The organism is Microbacterium sp. P03, assembly GCF_043556235.1.
Taxonomy (GTDB): Bacteria; Actinomycetota; Actinomycetes; order Actinomycetales; family Microbacteriaceae; genus Microbacterium.
This window is the reverse complement of record NZ_JBIGIM010000001.1, coordinates 752,766-767,268: the sequence shown is the minus strand read 5'-3', so window position 1 is coordinate 767,268 and position 14,503 is coordinate 752,766. Positions and strand designations below refer to the sequence as shown.

Genomic DNA, 14,503 nt, shown 5'->3' with positions numbered 1-14,503 from the left:
ACGGCATGGCACACGCGATCGTCCACACCGAGTTCGGCGGACCCGAGGTCCTCACGCTGCAGGAGGTCGCCGACCCCCGGCCCGGCGACGGTGAGATCGCCGTCCGCGTCGAGGCGGCCGGCGCCAACCCGATAGACGCGAAGCTGCGCAGTGGCCTGCGGGCCACCGACCCGATCACGACGCCGCGGCGCGTCGGCAGCGACGGCTCGGGCGTCGTCACGGCCGTCGGCTCGGGCGTCGACGGGTTCCGTGTCGGTGATGCGGTCGTGTTCACGGGCGTCCAGGGCACCTACGCGACGGACATCGCGCTTTCCGCCTCCCGGGCATGGCCCCGCCCGCCGCAGGTGTCGGCAGCGGAGGGTGCCGCGATCGGCATCCCGGTCGGCACCGCCTACCAGGCCGCCCGATCCCTCGATGTGCGCGCGGGAGACACCCTCCTCGTGCACGGCGGCTCGGGCGCCGTCGGCCAGGCGCTCATCCAGTACGCCGTCCTCTGGGGAGCGACGGTCCTCGCGACGTCGTCCGAGCGCCGCTTCGACCGTATCCGTGCGCTCGGCGCCGTTCCCGTCGCCTACGGCGAAGGTCTCGCCGACCGCGTACGGTCGGCGGCACCGCAGGGGGTGACCGTCGTGATCGACGCCGCCGGCACCGACGAGGCCTTGCAATCGTCCGTCGATCTCCTCGCCGACAAGACGCGCATCGCCACGATCGTGCGGGGGGCGGATGCCGCATCCTTCGGCATCCGCGCGTTCGCCGGTGGGGCGCCCACGCCGCTGACCCCGCAGCAGGCCGTCTGGCGCGCCGAGGCGATCCCCGCGACACTCGCACTCATGGCCGCCGACGCGTTCTCGGTCGAGATCGGACCGTCGTTCCCTCTGGCCGAGGCATCCGCCGCCCACACGGCGCTGCATGACGGCGTGGACGGCAAGATCACCCTCGTTCCGTAGCGTCCCGCAGCTCCCCTCGCGGGACGCCTCGGCGCGGGCGCATCGCCACACCGACCGACACAGAGTGTCACAGCGTTTCCCGCCCGGAACGGCTCGTGCCACGATGCTGAGATGACCGATCCGACCGGCCCGCGCCCGCCCTCGCCCTCGTTCGCGACCACGCAGGTGCAGGCCGGGTATTCCGCGGGCATCGCCCAGAACCCGGCGATCACGCCGATCTACCAGTCCAACGCCTACGAGTTCGGGTCGCTGGCCGAAGCGCGCGACCTCTTCGCGGTGCGCACGGTGGGCAACGTGTACAGCCGCAACGCGAATCCGACGCAGCTCGTCTTCGAAGCACGCATCGCGCAGCTCGAGGGCGGCACATCCGCCGTGGCGGTGGCCTCGGGGCAGGCGGCGACCGCGGGCGCGGTCCTCGCGCTCGCCCGGGCAGGCGATCATGTCGTCGCGGCGCGGCAGCTGTACGGCGGCACGATCGATCTGCTGCAAGAGTCCCTCGCGGACCTCGGCATCTCCACCACCTTCGTCGATCAGGACGACTTCTCGGCGTGGGCGGCGGCCGTGCGGCCCGAGACCAGGCTCTTCTTCGCCGAGTCGATCACCAACCCGCTCGCCGCGGTCCTCGACATCCGGGCGGTCGCCGACATCGCGCACGCCGCGGGCGTGCCGCTCGTCGTCGACAACACGGTCGCCACCCCCTACCTGGTCCGCCCCGGCGAGTTCGGCGCCGACATCGTCGTGCACTCGGCAACGAAGTACATCGGCGGTCACGGATCGTCGCTGGGAGGGGTCGTGGTCGACCTCGGATCCTTCGACTTCGGCGCCGACCCGGAACGGTGGCCGCAATTCACCGCGCCGTTCGCCCGCATCGGGGGCTCATCGCTCTGGAAGCGGTTCGGCGCGGAGGGGCAGGCGCTCGCGGTCTGGATGAAGACGAAGTACGTCCACGACTTCGGCCCGACGCTCTCCGCCTTCAACTCCTTCCAGTTCCTTCAGGGTCTCGAGACGCTCGATCTCAGGATGCGACGCCACAGCGACTCCGCGCTCGCGGTGGCCCGCTTTCTCGCCGACCATCCGGCGGTCTCTGTCGTGCACCACCCCGGACTCGAGTCGAGTCCCTGGCACGCCACGGCCGCGCGCGTGCTCCCCCGCGGGGCGTCCTCGGTGTTCGCCTTCGACCTCGCGCCCTCGGGTGACGCCCTGCTCGACGAGTCGCGCGTCGAGCACGTGATCGATGGGCTTCGCGTCATCCGGCTGGTCGCCAACATCGGCGATGCCCGCAGCCTGGTCTCGCACCCTGCCTCGATGACCCACAGTCACCTCGACGCGGATCAGTTGCGCGAAGCGGGCATCAGCCCGACGACCATTCGTCTGTCGATCGGCCTCGAAGATGTCGCCGACGTGATCGCCGACCTCACGCAGTCACTCGACGCCGCCTACGCGGAGCACCCCGGCGCTTCGGCCGCGCCTCGTCACAGCGAACTGCGCTGAGCCGCAGCCACCGTGTCCCCGTCTCCGTGGGAGCCGGAGCTCAACCGCCCTCACCGCCGTCGACCCGCGCGCCACGGACCCATACCCGATGACGACGAGGACGGGAAGGGTCGCGAAGCCCTTTCTCTCTCGGGGTACAAAGGAACCATGGACAGGGACCGCACCGGCAGGCCGAAACGCGACCGCGAACCGGTCTACTCGCTCGCCGTCGGTGTGGGGCGCGTCTTCTTCGGCGGCGTCCTCCGGTTACGACCGACGGTCTGCGGGGCCGAATCGCTTCCCGCCACGGGCGCCGCGGTTCTGGCGATCACCCATTTCGGCTACATGGACTTCGCACTGGTCGAGTGGATCACGTGGCTCCGTACCCGGCGCCGGACCCGGTTCATGGTGACCCGGCGGGCTGCCGACAAACCGGTCGTGGGCTGGCTCCTGAAGCAGATGCGGCACATCCCGGTGGAGATCGGGGCAGGGCGGGACGCGTACGCCGATGCCGTGCGGGCGCTGAAGGAGGGAGAGCTTGTCGGGGTCTTCCCGGAAGCAGGTGTCAGCGCCTCGTTCGTCGTGCGCGAGCTCAAGACCGGGGCGGTGCGCATGGCCGCCGACGCCGGCGTACCCGTCATCCCGATCGTGGTCTGGGGTGGACAGCTCCTGAAGACCAAGAACCACAAATCGTCGTTCGCTGAGGCCTTCCGCGCCCCGATCCACGTCTCTGTGGGCGCCCCGCTCCCGGCGGACTCGTCCGATGACCCCGCCGAGAAGACGGCAGAACTGCGCTCTCGTCTGCAGGCGCTGCTCGACGACGCACAGGCGGCGTATCCGACGTCGGGCACGGGGAAGTGGTGGCAACCCGCGCATCTGGGCGGCGCCGCCCCCACTCCCGCCGCCGCGGCGGCCGCGGAGGCGGAGCGACAGCGGCGAAAGGCGGCCGCCCGCGCCGAGAAGACCGGCACCTGACGCATCGGGTGCGCCGCATGGCGGCCCGATGCCACGTGAGCGTCAGCGTCGCTCGTCGGATGCCTGTCCGTAGACGTTCTGGTACCGGTGGTAGAGGCTGTCGATCGCGGACTGCGGGATGGGCAGCAACGGGCCCGCCTGCGCGGCGATGTGCACGGTGCGGGCGACGTCTTCGAGCATGACGGCGGCCTTCACCGCGTCCTTCGCGGTCGCGCCGATCGTGAACGGTCCGTGATTCTGCATCAACACGCCGCGGGAGCGATGTCCGGTGAGGGTGTCGACGATGCCCTTGCCGATGGAGTCGTCACCGATGATCGCGAACGGTCCCACGGGAATCGGTCCGCCGAACTCATCGGCCATCGCCGTGATGACGCACGGGATCTCCTCCCCGCGAGCGGCCCAGGCGACGGCGTAGGTGGAGTGCGTGTGCACGACCCCCCCGACGTCCGGCATGTGCCGGTAGACGTACGCGTGGGCGGCGGTGTCGCTCGACGGTGCCCGCTCGCTGCCGGACGACCCTGGAACGACGTTGCCGTCGAGGTCGCAGAGGATCATGTTCTCCGGCGTGAGGTCGTCGTACGACACGCCCGAGGGTTTGATCACGAAGAGGTCTTCCCCGGGCACACGGCCCGAGACGTTTCCCCCCGTCCAGACGATCAGCCCGTATCGGACGAGTTCGGCGTGCAAAGCGGCGACGTTCTCGCGCGCGGCGTCGATGCCTGGAATGTTACCGGTCACATCTGCAGGATACCGATGGTCGGATGCCGCCACCACCGCCGCCCGTCATCTGTACGCTGGAATGATGACTGGACTGCGCTGGGGAATCCTCGCCACGGGCGGCATCGCCCACGCCTTCACACGCGACCTGAAGACCGCGGGACTCGACGTCGTGGCCGTGGGCTCGCGTCGAGCGGAGGCCGCGGAGGGCTTCGCGGCCGAGTTCGGCATCCCTCGCGCGCACGGCTCCTACGAGGAGCTCGCCGCCGACCCCGACGTGGACATCGTCTACGTCGCCACTCCGCACCCCTCGCACGCGGAGAACGCCCTGCTGCTGCTCGAACACGGGAAGCACGTCCTCGTCGAGAAGCCCTTCACGCTCAACCGCGCCGAGGCGGAGTCGATCCGTGCCGCGGCCGAGGAGCGGGGACTGCTCGTCATGGAGGCGATGTGGACCCGCTACCTTCCGCACATGCGCCGCATCCGGGAGATCATCGCCGCAGGCACGCTGGGTGAGATCCGCACGGTGTTCGCCGATCACACGCAGAAGATCTCCTCCGATCCCACGCACCGCCTGAACGCCCTCGAGCTGGGCGGGGGCGCCCTGCTCGACCTCGGCATCTACCCCGTCTCGTTCATGTGGGACATCCTCGGCGCTCCGACGACGGTCGGCGCGACCGCGCGGCTCGCCGAGACCGGGGCCGACACCGAGGTGGCGACGATCTTTTCGCACGCCTCGGGCGCGGTCTCGACCACGATCTCCTCCTCCCGCGGCGCCGGACCCAACACCGCACACATCGTCGGCACCGATGCCCGCATCGACATCGACCGGGTCTGGTACTCCGCCACCTCCTTCCGCGTCACGACACCCGACGGCGAGGTCCTCGAGGAATTCGCGTCGCACGTCGACGGCCGGGGCATGCAGTACCAGGCGCTGGAGGCCGAACGCATCATCTCCGAGGGCCGTCGCGACAGCGACATCCTCCCCCTGGCACAGAGCGTGCAGATCATGGGCACCCTCGACGACATCCGCGCCGCGATCGGCGTCACCTATCCCGGGGAGAACACCCATGGCTGATCTCAACGGCGGCCGCGTCGCCGTCTATCTCGACTTCGACAACATCGTGATGTCCTGGTACGACCGCGTGCACGGACGCAACTCCTATTCGCGCGACCGGTCGCGCATCATCGAGAACTCGAACGACCCCGAGATCGCGGCGCGCCTGGCGGCCGCCACGATCGACGTCGGCGCGATCATCGACTACGCCGCTTCGTTCGGCACCCTCGTGCTGACGCGGGCCTACGCCGACTGGTCCTCGCCCGTGAACGCGATCTACCGCTCGCAGCTCGTCGCCCGGGCGGTCGACCTGGTGCAGCTGTTCCCGGCGGCCGCCTATGCGAAGAACGGCGCCGACATCCGCCTCGCGGTCGACACGGTGGAGGACATGTTCCGCCTCCCCGACCTCACCCACGTGGTGATCGTGGCCGGCGACTCGGACTATGTTCCGCTCGCACAGCGCTGCAAGCGCCTGGGCCGCTACGTGATCGGTGTCGGCGTCGCGGGCTCGACCGCGAAGTCCCTCGCCGCCGCCTGCGACGAGTTCGAAGCCTACGACTCGCTGCCCGGAGTCCCCGCCATCGTGCGCGGTCCGGCGATGACCGCGCCCGCGGCGTCGGCAGCCGAGGCCGAGCTGTCGGCCGCTCCCAAGACCCGCACCTCGGGCAGTCGCCGCGGCAAGTCCACTGCCAAAGCGGTGGCTCCGGATGCCGCGCCCTCCGATTCCGCGACCGCAGATGTGGTGCACGCCGAGGCTACCGACACCGCCGAGGCGAAGACCGGTCCCGCTCGGAAGCAGGGCCGGGGCGTGAAGAACCCTCCCGCGCCCGTCAGCGACGGGCCCGCCACGACGGAGGAGCCGAGTGCGACCCCTGTCGTGGACCTGCCGGCGTTCTCCTCGGCCGGCGGCCCGACGGGCACGGTGATCGCCGCAGACGACGCTCCCGAGGGCGCCGAGGCCGCACCGCCGCGCAAGCGCGCCAATCGCCGGGCGACCTCGACGTCGGTCGCCGCGGCGACCACGGCTGCTCCCGCGGAGGATCCCGCGGAGCAGCAGGACGATCAGGGCGACGAGCCCGTCGAGGACCGGCACGAGACGGCGACCGCCCTGCTCGTGCGGGCTCTGCGACTCGGACACGACAAGGACGACACCGAGTGGCTGCACAGCTCGGCGGTCAAGACGCACATGCGCCGGATGGACCCCTCCTTCAGCGAGAAGGCCCTCGGATACCGCACGTTCTCCGACTTCGTGAAGGCGCGCGAGTCGGTGGCCGAGCTCGAGGAGACCGGTCACGAACGCCTCGTCAGATTGCGCGATTCCGACCGCGAGTGAGGCCGGAGGGTAAAGTGACCCTCGTGGCCCGCCTCAACGCCCCACCCGGATCGCAGTCCTCACTGCGCGAAGCGAACCGAGCACGTCTCGTGGAGTCGCTCAAGAGGCATGGGCGTTTGACGCAGGTGGAACTGGCCGGAACGACCGGGCTTTCGCCGGCCACCGTCTCGAACATCGTCAAGGAGCTCACCGCGTCGGGGCTTCTGCACACCTCGTTCACCCTGCGGAGCGGTCGACGTGCGACGCTCGTCTCACTCGCGCGTCAGCTCGGCCTCGTCGCAGGTGTGCATTTCAGCTCGAGGCAGCTGCACATCGCGATCGCGGACGTCACGCGGACGATCATCAGTCAGACCTCCCTCCCCCTGCCGCTGGATCACCGGCACGATGCGGAGCTCGACCGTCTCAGCATCCTTCTCAGCGACATGATGGAATCCCTCGGCGGCTCTCTCGCCGATCTGCTGGCGGTGGGACTCGCGATCCCCGCGTCGATCGACCCCCGCACGGGTGCCGTGTCCACCCCCGGCCTGCTCCGAGGCTGGGAAGGTGTCGACATCGCGGAACGCCTGATGGCGCGGATCGAGCGCCCGGTGTTCGTCGACAGCGAGGCCAACCTGGGCGGTCTCGCCGAAGCACGCGAGGGCAGCAGTCGGGACGTCTCGTCCTCGGTCTTCATCCGCGTGGGCCACACCATCAGCGCCGGGCTGATCGTCGGCGGAGACCTGTTCCGCGGAGTCAACGGCAAAGCCGGTCAGATCGGCCACGTCACGATCGACGAGAACGGTCCGATCTGCCGGTGCAGCAATCGCGGCTGCCTCGAGACGTTCGCCGCCGGCCCGGCGCTGCTCTCGCTCTTCCCGCCTTCCGAGGGGATGCATCGCCTGAAGGATCTGCTGCAGGCGTCCGACGAGGGCGACGGCAGCTCACGCCGCGTGATCGCCGACGCCGGTCGGCACATCGGCATCGCCGCCGCGAGCCTGTGCAACCTCTTCGACCCCGAGTTGATCATCGTCGGGGGCGAGCTCGCCCAGGCGGGCGAGATACTCATGGCTCCGATGCGGCACTCGCTCGATCGCAGCGCGCTGGCGTCCGAAAGCGGTCGGCCCGAGATCGTCGGCGCTTCGTTCGGCGAGTGGGCGGAGGCCCGCGGAGCGATCGCCATCGCCCTCGACCACGTCACGGTGGACGCCGAGGCGCTCCCGTTCTCAGCGTGATCACGCCGCGCACCACGATCCCGCAGCGAACGGGATCGCGTTCCTTCCTCCGGCGCACCGTCGCCGTCGCCGTGATGGCCGGCGCGCTCACCACCGGTCTCCTCGCGTGCAGTCCTGCCGGCACGACCGACGGCAAGATCGCCCTGCTGCTGCCCGACGTCAAGACGGCGCGCTACGAGACGTTCGATCGGCCGATCTTCACCGCGAAGGTCGAGCAGCTCGGAGACTACGACGTCCTGTACTCCAACGCCGACCAGGACGCCGCGAAGCAGCAGCAGCAGGCGGAGTCGGCGCTCGCCAACGGGGCCGGCGTGATCGTCCTCGACCCCGTCGACGCCAAGGCCGCCGTCAGCATCGTGACCGAGGCGAACTCGCGCGGAGTGCCGGTGATCTCGTATGACCGGCTGGTCGCCGGGGGTGACATCGCCTACTACATCTCGTTCGACAACGAGAAGGTGGGGATGCTGCAGGCGGAAGAGCTCTCCGCGGCCCTCGCGGCGCGCGGCGAGGAGCGCGGCGAGATCCTCATGGTGAACGGCTCGCCCACCGATGCGAACGCCGCGCTCTTCAGCGAGGGTGCCCGCGCCGTGCTCGACGGCACGGAACTCACGGTGCTCGGAGAGTTCAGCACCCCCGACTGGAGTCCCGACAAGGCGCAGGAATGGGTGGCCGGTCAGATCGCCCAGTACCGCGACCGCATCTCCGCGGTCTACGCGGCCAACGACGGCACGGCGGGCGGCGCGATCGCCGCACTGAAGGCGGCGAACGTCGACCCGCTGCCGCTCGTGACGGGCCAGGACGCCGAGCTGTCGGCGATCCAGCGCATTCTGACCGGAGATCAGTTCATGACGGTCTACAAGGCGATCCGGCAGCAGGCCGAGAATGCCGCGGAAGCCGCGGTCACCCTGCTCGGCGGAGGCGAGATCGATGCGGCCACGCAGGTCGACGGCATCCCCGCCACTCTCCTCGAGCCGGTCGCGGTCACCATCGACAACATCTCGGATACAGTCATTGCCGACGGCTTCTGGACCGCGGACGACATCTGCACCCCGGATTATGCAGCCGCGTGCACGGCTGCCGGCATCGAGTAGGCGACGGAGATGTCGATGACCCACCCCAAGACCGGGCGTGCGCGCGCGCGTGTTCTGACGATGACCGGTATCGGCAAACGGTTCGGCGCTGTGCGCGCCCTCACCGACGTGGATTTCTGGGTGAACGAGGGCGAGGTCGTCGCGCTCGTCGGCGACAACGGCGCCGGCAAATCGACGCTGGTCAAAGTGCTGTCCGGCGTGCACTCTCCCGACAGCGGAACGATCGAGTACGACGGCGAGTTCGTCGAGATCAACGGACCCGTGGATGCCAAGGAGCTCGGGATCGCGACGGTCTTCCAGGATCTGGCGCTCTGCGACAACCTCGACGTCGTCGCCAACCTGTGGCTGGGCCGCGAGCTGCGCGCCGGGACGACGCTCGACGAGGTCGACATGGAACAGCGCACGTGGACCCTCATGCGCGAACTCTCCGCCAAGATCCCCTCCGTGCGCATCCCCGTCGCCGCCCTCTCGGGCGGGCAGCGGCAGACCGTCGCGATCGCGCGATCCCTCATCGGCGAACCCCGCGTCGTGATCCTCGACGAGCCCACCGCCGCGCTCGGGGTCGCGCAGACCGCCGAAGTGCTCAACCTCATCGAACGGCTGCGTGAACGCGGACACGGCGTCGTCCTGATCAGCCACAACATGGCGGATGTCATGGCCGTCGCCGACCGCGTCGTCGTGCTGCGCCTCGGACGCAACAACGGCGTCTACAACGTCGCGGACGTCACGAGTGAGATCTTGATCTCCGCCATCACGGGAGCGAGCGAGAACGCGGTGACCCGACGTGCCGCGCAGGAGGCGCGCGGCACCGACCGCGTCCCGCGAACGGACGACGCGGCGGGATCATCCTCCGCTGAGCCCGCAGACGTCGCCGGCGGCGGCGATGCGCCGATCATCTCGCTCCCCTCCCATCGCTCCCGCCGTCGACGCGACACCCCCGGTGGTGATACCCGATGAGCACCGGCTTCGACTCCCGCGGCAATCCCGTGACCGGATTCACCGACAGCGTGGCGACGATGCCCGCCACCGGCATCCGGGGCTCTCTCGATCTGTTCCTCACGCGCATCCGGGGAGGCGACCTCGGCTCACTGCCCGTCATCGCCGGTCTCGTCGTCATCTGGGTCGCGTTCCAGACCCTCAATCCGGCGTTCCTCTCGAGCAGGAACCTCGTCGATCTGACGATGCAGTGCGCCGCGATCGGCACCATCACGCTCGGGGTGGTGATCGTCCTGCTGGTCGGGCAGATCGACCTGTCCGTCGGCTCGATCTCAGGTCTGGCCGCGGCGGTGCTGGCGGTGACCTTCGTGCAGTGGCAGTGGAATCCGGTCGCCGCGATTCTGGCCGCCGTCGCGGTCGGATGCCTGGCCGGTCTGCTGTACGGGTATCTGTTCACGCGATTCGGGGTTCCGAGCTTCGTGATCACCCTCGCAGGGCTGCTCGGGTTCCAGGGCCTGCAGCTCTGGGTGCTCGGCGACACGGGGTCGATCAACCTCCCGTACGACTCGTGGCTCGTGTTCTTCGCGCAGCAGCTCTACCTGCCGGGCTGGGCGTCGTACGCCGTGGTGGTGCTGGGCGTCGCCGGATACGCCTGGTCGCTCACGACGCGGGCCAGGCGGCGGGCAGCCGCGGATCTCGAGAGCCAGAGCACGGGCGCGATCCTGCTCCGCAGCGCGCTGTTGCTGACCGTTCTCGGCCTGGCCGTCTGGTACCTCAACCTCTCTCGCGGTGTGGGCGTGATGTTCCTGTTCTTCCTCGTGCTGGTCGTCGCGGTCAACCACGCGCTCACGCGCACCCGGTGGGGACGCGCGGTCTACGCCGTCGGCGGATCCGCCGAGGCCGCGCGACGCGCCGGCATCCGCGTGGACCGGATCTACTACTCGGCGTTCGCGATGTGCACGACGCTCGCCGCCGTCGGCGGAATTCTGGCGGCCGCCCGTCTCGCCGCCGCGAACCAGAGCTCAGGAGCGGGAGACACCAATCTGAACGCGATCGCCGCTGCGGTGATCGGCGGCGCGAGTCTTTTCGGGGGGCGCGGAACGGCGTTCGCCGCACTGCTCGGCGTGGTGGTGATCCAGTCGATATCGTCTGGTCTGACCCTGCTCAGCCTCGACTCGTCCGTGCGCTTCATGATCACCGGAGTCGTCCTCGTGCTCGCCGTCATCGTGGACTCCGTGTCGCGGAGGTCACGGACGGCCTCAGGTCGTGGATGACGCGTTCCTGAGTTCACGCTGAGAAGTCGACGGTGACCCCGCCCGCGTTGTGTTCAGGAACGGAAGACATGTTGCACGGCTGAGGCTATCTGCGTTGAGCAGATTGTGCAGCATCGCGCTTCTCGATCGCCTGTTGCCAAAGCGTTACGTTCAAGACTTGACGCCAAGGGCAGATCGGATGATGATCGACCACAGCGCGAAATGTGCCAGGACGACCTGGGGCGTCGCCTCACTTCAACGATGAAAGGTGAATGATGAAGAAGTCTTCACTCCTCGCAGCCGCTGCCCTCGCCGGCTCGGCTGTCATGCTGCTCGCCGGCTGTGCGGGTTCGAGCGGCGGTACCGCCAGCGGTGACGCATCCGGCGGTGCGGAAGCAACCGGCGGCCGTGCCTGCGTGATCCTGCCCGACGCGGCCTCCTCGCCCCGCTGGGAGGGCTTCGACCGTCCGTACCTGCAGAAGGCGCTCGAGGCTGCCGGCTACGAAGTCGACATCCAGAACGCACAGGGCGACGTGCAGAAGTACTCCACGATCGCCGACCAGCAGCTCACCAAGGGCTGCGGCGTCATGCTCCTCGTGGACTACCAGGGTGCGGCCGAGGCCGTCGCGACCAAGGCCAAGGGCGAAGGCATCCCGGTCGTCGCGTACGACCGCCCCTTCACCGGCGCGGACTACTACGTCTCGTTCGACAACTTCAAGGTCGGCCAGCTCGAGGGCCAGACCGTGCTCGACGGGCTCGCCACGGCGGGCAAGGACCCGGCGACGGCGACCGTCGTCTACATGGGCGGCGACCCGACCGACGGCAACGCGAAGATGTTCCACGACGGCGCTGTCGACGTCATGGAGAAGGCCGGCATCAAGCCGGCGGCCGAGCCCGCCGGTGTGTGGGACCAGGGCAAGTCGCAGACCAACTTCGAGCAGGCGCTGACCTCGCTCGGCGGCAAGGTCGACGGCGTGTGGGTGGCCAACGACACCAACGCCGCCGGCGTCATCAAGGTGCTGCAGGACAACAACCTGACCGGCGTCGCCGTGTCGGGTCAGGACGCGAACGTCGCGGGTCTGCAGAACATCCTCCTCGGATGGCAGACGGCCACGGTGTACAAGCAGGTCTCGCTCGAGGCGGATGCCGCTGTCGACGTAGCGACCAAGCTCCTCGCCGGCGAGACCCCGACGGCCTCGCAGAAGCTGGACGACGGCACGCCCTACATCTCGGTCGAGCCCGTCCTGGTCGGACCCGATGACGTCAAGACGGTCGTCGCCAACGGCGACGCGTCAGCCGCGGAGATCTGCACGGGCGACGTCGCCGCCAAGTGCACGGAGTACGGCGTAAAGTAACCACCGCAACAGCGGGGGGCGCCGCGCCACTCAGGCGCGGCGTCCCTCGCTTTGTGCCCAGTGCGACTCCACGCAAGGAAGCGAGCATGTCAGAAACTGCAACTGCCCTCGAGCCGATCATCCAGTTGATCGGCGTCAAGAAGTCCTTCGGCCCGGTGAACGTCCTCAAGGGCGTCAACCTCAACGTCTACCCCGGCAAGGTGACCGCCCTGGTGGGCGACAACGGCGCCGGAAAATCAACCCTCATCAAAGGTCTGGCGGGCGTGCAGCCCTACGACGAGGGTGAAGTCCTCATCGACGGCGCGCACCGCGACCTGAACGCCCCCCGCGATGCCGCTGCCTTCGGCATCGAGGTCGTCTATCAGGACCTCGCCCTGTGCGACAACCTCGACATCGTGCAGAACATGTTCCTCGGCCGCGAGGAACTGTCCGCCGGCACGTTCGACGAGGGCCGCATGGAGAAGGACGCCTCCGACACGCTGCGGTCGCTCTCCGTCCGCACGGTGAAATCCGTTCGCCAGAAGGTGTCGTCGCTGTCTGGCGGGCAGCGCCAGACCGTCGCGATCGCCCGCGCGGTGCTCAAGAAGGCGCGTGTCGTGATCCTGGACGAACCCACGGCCGCACTCGGCGTCGCGCAGACCGAACAGGTGCTGAACCTGGTCGAGCGTCTCGCCTCGCAGGGCGTCGCCGTCGTCCTGATCAGCCACAACCTCGCGGACGTCTTCGCCGTCGCGGACGACATCGCCGTGCTCTACCTCGGTCAGATGGTCGCTCAGATCCAGGTGAAGGACACCACGCGCGACGACGTCGTCGGGTACATCACGGGCACGAAGACCATGGACGGCATCCAGCACATCGGCACCACCACGATCACGACCGGAGGCGCCGCATGAGCACCACCACGACCAACGCGGGCCCCGATCCCGTGTCGAGCGACCTCATCGGCAGCGGCATGGAAGGCGGACTCGTCGACCAGATGAAGGCATGGTGGCAGCGCGTGCGCGGCGGCGACATGGGCGCCCTCCCCGCCATCGGCGGCCTCGTCGTGCTCACCCTGCTGTTCTCCGCTCTGAGCCCGTTCTTCCTCACGGAGCGCAACTTCGCCAACCTCCTGAACCAGGCCGCGACACTGGTGATGCTGGGGATCGCCCTCGTGTTCGTCCTCCTCCTCGGTGAGATCGACCTCTCGGCCGGTGTCACCGGCGGTGTCGCGATGGCGCTGTTCGTGGTCCTCAATTCGCAGTTCGGGCTTCCGTGGCCTCTCGCGCTGATCATCGGCTTCCTCGTCGGCATCGCCACCGGGGCGCTGATCGGATTCTTCGTGGCCAGGGTGGGCATCCCCTCGTTCGTCGTGACCCTGGGCCTGTTCCTCGGCTATCAGGGTCTGGCGCTGCTCATCATCGGAGCCGGCGGCCTGTACCGCATCGAGGTTCCCGAGCTGCTCGCGATCCAGAACGGCAACATGCCGGTCTGGGGTGGATGGGTCATGCTCGCGGTGATGCTGGTGATCTCGGGCGGCACGTCGTTCTGGGACCGCGCACGCCGCGCTCGTGCCGGCGTCGCAAACCGTGCGATCTCGCTTCTCTGGATCAAGCTCGCCGTAATCCTCGTGATCGGCGGTGTGGTGGTGTTCGTACTGAACTCCGACCGCGGGCAGGGCGTGAACGCTGTTCAGGGCGTGCCGATCATCGTCCCGATCGTGCTGACGATCCTGTGGATCGGCACCTTCGTGCTGGACCGCACGAAGTTCGGGCGCTACATCTATGCGATCGGCGGCAACGCCGAGGCGGCCCGTCGCTCGGGCGTCAAGGTGCGGCTCGTGAAGTGGTCGGCCTTCGTGATCTGCTCCGGACTGGCCGTCGTCTCGGCGCTGTTCAGCGTGGCTCGCGTCGGATCGGTGGATGCGACGGTCGGACGTGAGATCGTCCTGAGCGGTGTCGCCGCCGCGGTCGTCGGCGGTGTCAGCCTCTTCGGCGGTCGCGGACGTCTCGTCCACGCGGCCATCGGCGCCCTGGTCATCTCGGTGATCTCGAACGGCCTCGGCCTGCTCGGGCTTCCGGCCGGCATCAACCTCTTGGTCACCGGTGGCGTTCTGATCCTCGCGGCGACCGTCGACGCACTCTCCCGGCTGCGGTCGGGTGGGGGCTCTCGAACCTAG

At 69.0% G+C, this 14,503-nt stretch carries 13 protein-coding genes and 1 pseudogene; 13 read left to right on the top strand and 1 reads right to left on the bottom strand.

Annotation, left to right across the window (positions count from 1 at the left end; all coding sequences use genetic code 11):
- The first annotated feature begins 5 nt into the window (after positions 1-5).
- From ACFXOO_RS03695 to ACFXOO_RS03685, 3 genes are all read left to right on the top strand, one after another.
- A complete protein-coding gene (locus ACFXOO_RS03695) occupies positions 6-947 on the top strand; it encodes a zinc-binding alcohol dehydrogenase family protein (RefSeq protein WP_394562807.1) in 942 nt (313 codons plus the stop codon).
- Positions 948-1,058: 111 nt separating this feature from the next.
- Complete coding sequence (locus tag ACFXOO_RS03690) at positions 1,059-2,438, top strand: O-acetylhomoserine aminocarboxypropyltransferase/cysteine synthase family protein (protein ID WP_378851443.1); 1,380 nt, start codon at positions 1,059-1,061, stop codon at positions 2,436-2,438.
- A 147-nt stretch (positions 2,439-2,585) separates the two neighbouring features.
- Entirely contained in the window at positions 2,586-3,392 is an 807-nt protein-coding gene (locus ACFXOO_RS03685; protein ID WP_394562806.1) for a lysophospholipid acyltransferase family protein, read from the top strand.
- 42 nt (positions 3,393-3,434) lie between these two features.
- Here the strand turns inward: ACFXOO_RS03685 and ACFXOO_RS03680 are convergent, their stop codons facing one another.
- A complete protein-coding gene (locus ACFXOO_RS03680) occupies positions 3,435-4,130 on the bottom strand; it encodes an L-ribulose-5-phosphate 4-epimerase (RefSeq protein ID WP_378851449.1) in 696 nt (231 codons plus the stop codon).
- Between the two features lie 64 nt (positions 4,131-4,194).
- Between ACFXOO_RS03680 and ACFXOO_RS03675 the strand changes: the two genes are divergently transcribed.
- The 10 genes and pseudogenes from ACFXOO_RS03675 to ACFXOO_RS03630 all read left to right on the top strand — a co-directional run bounded on the left by ACFXOO_RS03675 (position 4,195) and on the right by ACFXOO_RS03630 (position 14,503).
- Entirely contained in the window at positions 4,195-5,187 is a 993-nt protein-coding gene (locus ACFXOO_RS03675) for a Gfo/Idh/MocA family protein (RefSeq protein ID WP_378851451.1), read from the top strand.
- A pseudogene (locus ACFXOO_RS03670) lies at positions 5,180-5,740 on the top strand (NYN domain-containing protein); the annotation flags it as partial. The gene ACFXOO_RS03675 and the pseudogene ACFXOO_RS03670, both read left to right, overlap by 8 nt.
- A gap of 24 nt (positions 5,741-5,764) precedes the next feature.
- Positions 5,765-6,499, top strand: a complete 735-nt coding sequence (locus ACFXOO_RS03665) for an OST-HTH/LOTUS domain-containing protein (RefSeq protein WP_378852373.1) — start codon at positions 5,765-5,767, stop codon at positions 6,497-6,499.
- Positions 6,500-6,522: 23 nt separating this feature from the next.
- On the top strand, positions 6,523-7,710 hold the full coding sequence (locus ACFXOO_RS03660) for an ROK family transcriptional regulator (protein ID WP_378838145.1): 1,188 nt from the start codon (positions 6,523-6,525) through the stop codon (positions 7,708-7,710).
- Positions 7,707-8,801, top strand: a complete 1,095-nt coding sequence (locus ACFXOO_RS03655; RefSeq protein WP_378838142.1) for a sugar ABC transporter substrate-binding protein — start codon at positions 7,707-7,709, stop codon at positions 8,799-8,801. The genes ACFXOO_RS03660 and ACFXOO_RS03655 overlap by 4 nt, the downstream gene beginning before the upstream one ends.
- A 15-nt stretch (positions 8,802-8,816) precedes the next feature.
- Positions 8,817-9,758: an ATP-binding cassette domain-containing protein gene (locus ACFXOO_RS03650; RefSeq protein ID WP_378838637.1), complete on the top strand. Its 942-nt coding sequence runs from the start codon at positions 8,817-8,819 to the stop codon at positions 9,756-9,758.
- Between the two features lie 59 nt (positions 9,759-9,817).
- A complete protein-coding gene (locus ACFXOO_RS03645) occupies positions 9,818-11,011 on the top strand; it encodes a sugar ABC transporter permease (protein WP_394563189.1) in 1,194 nt (397 codons plus the stop codon).
- A gap of 251 nt (positions 11,012-11,262) precedes the next feature.
- The gene (locus ACFXOO_RS03640) at positions 11,263-12,345 is read left to right on the top strand and encodes a sugar ABC transporter substrate-binding protein (RefSeq protein ID WP_378851457.1); all 1,083 of its coding nucleotides are present in this window, start codon (positions 11,263-11,265) and stop codon (positions 12,343-12,345) included.
- 86 nt (positions 12,346-12,431) lie between these two features.
- Complete coding sequence (locus ACFXOO_RS03635; RefSeq protein ID WP_378851460.1) at positions 12,432-13,238, top strand: ATP-binding cassette domain-containing protein; 807 nt, start codon at positions 12,432-12,434, stop codon at positions 13,236-13,238.
- Positions 13,235-14,503 (top strand): sugar ABC transporter permease, encoded by a 1,269-nt coding sequence (locus tag ACFXOO_RS03630; protein WP_378838133.1) that lies wholly within the window; start codon positions 13,235-13,237, stop codon positions 14,501-14,503. The genes ACFXOO_RS03635 and ACFXOO_RS03630 overlap by 4 nt, the downstream gene beginning before the upstream one ends.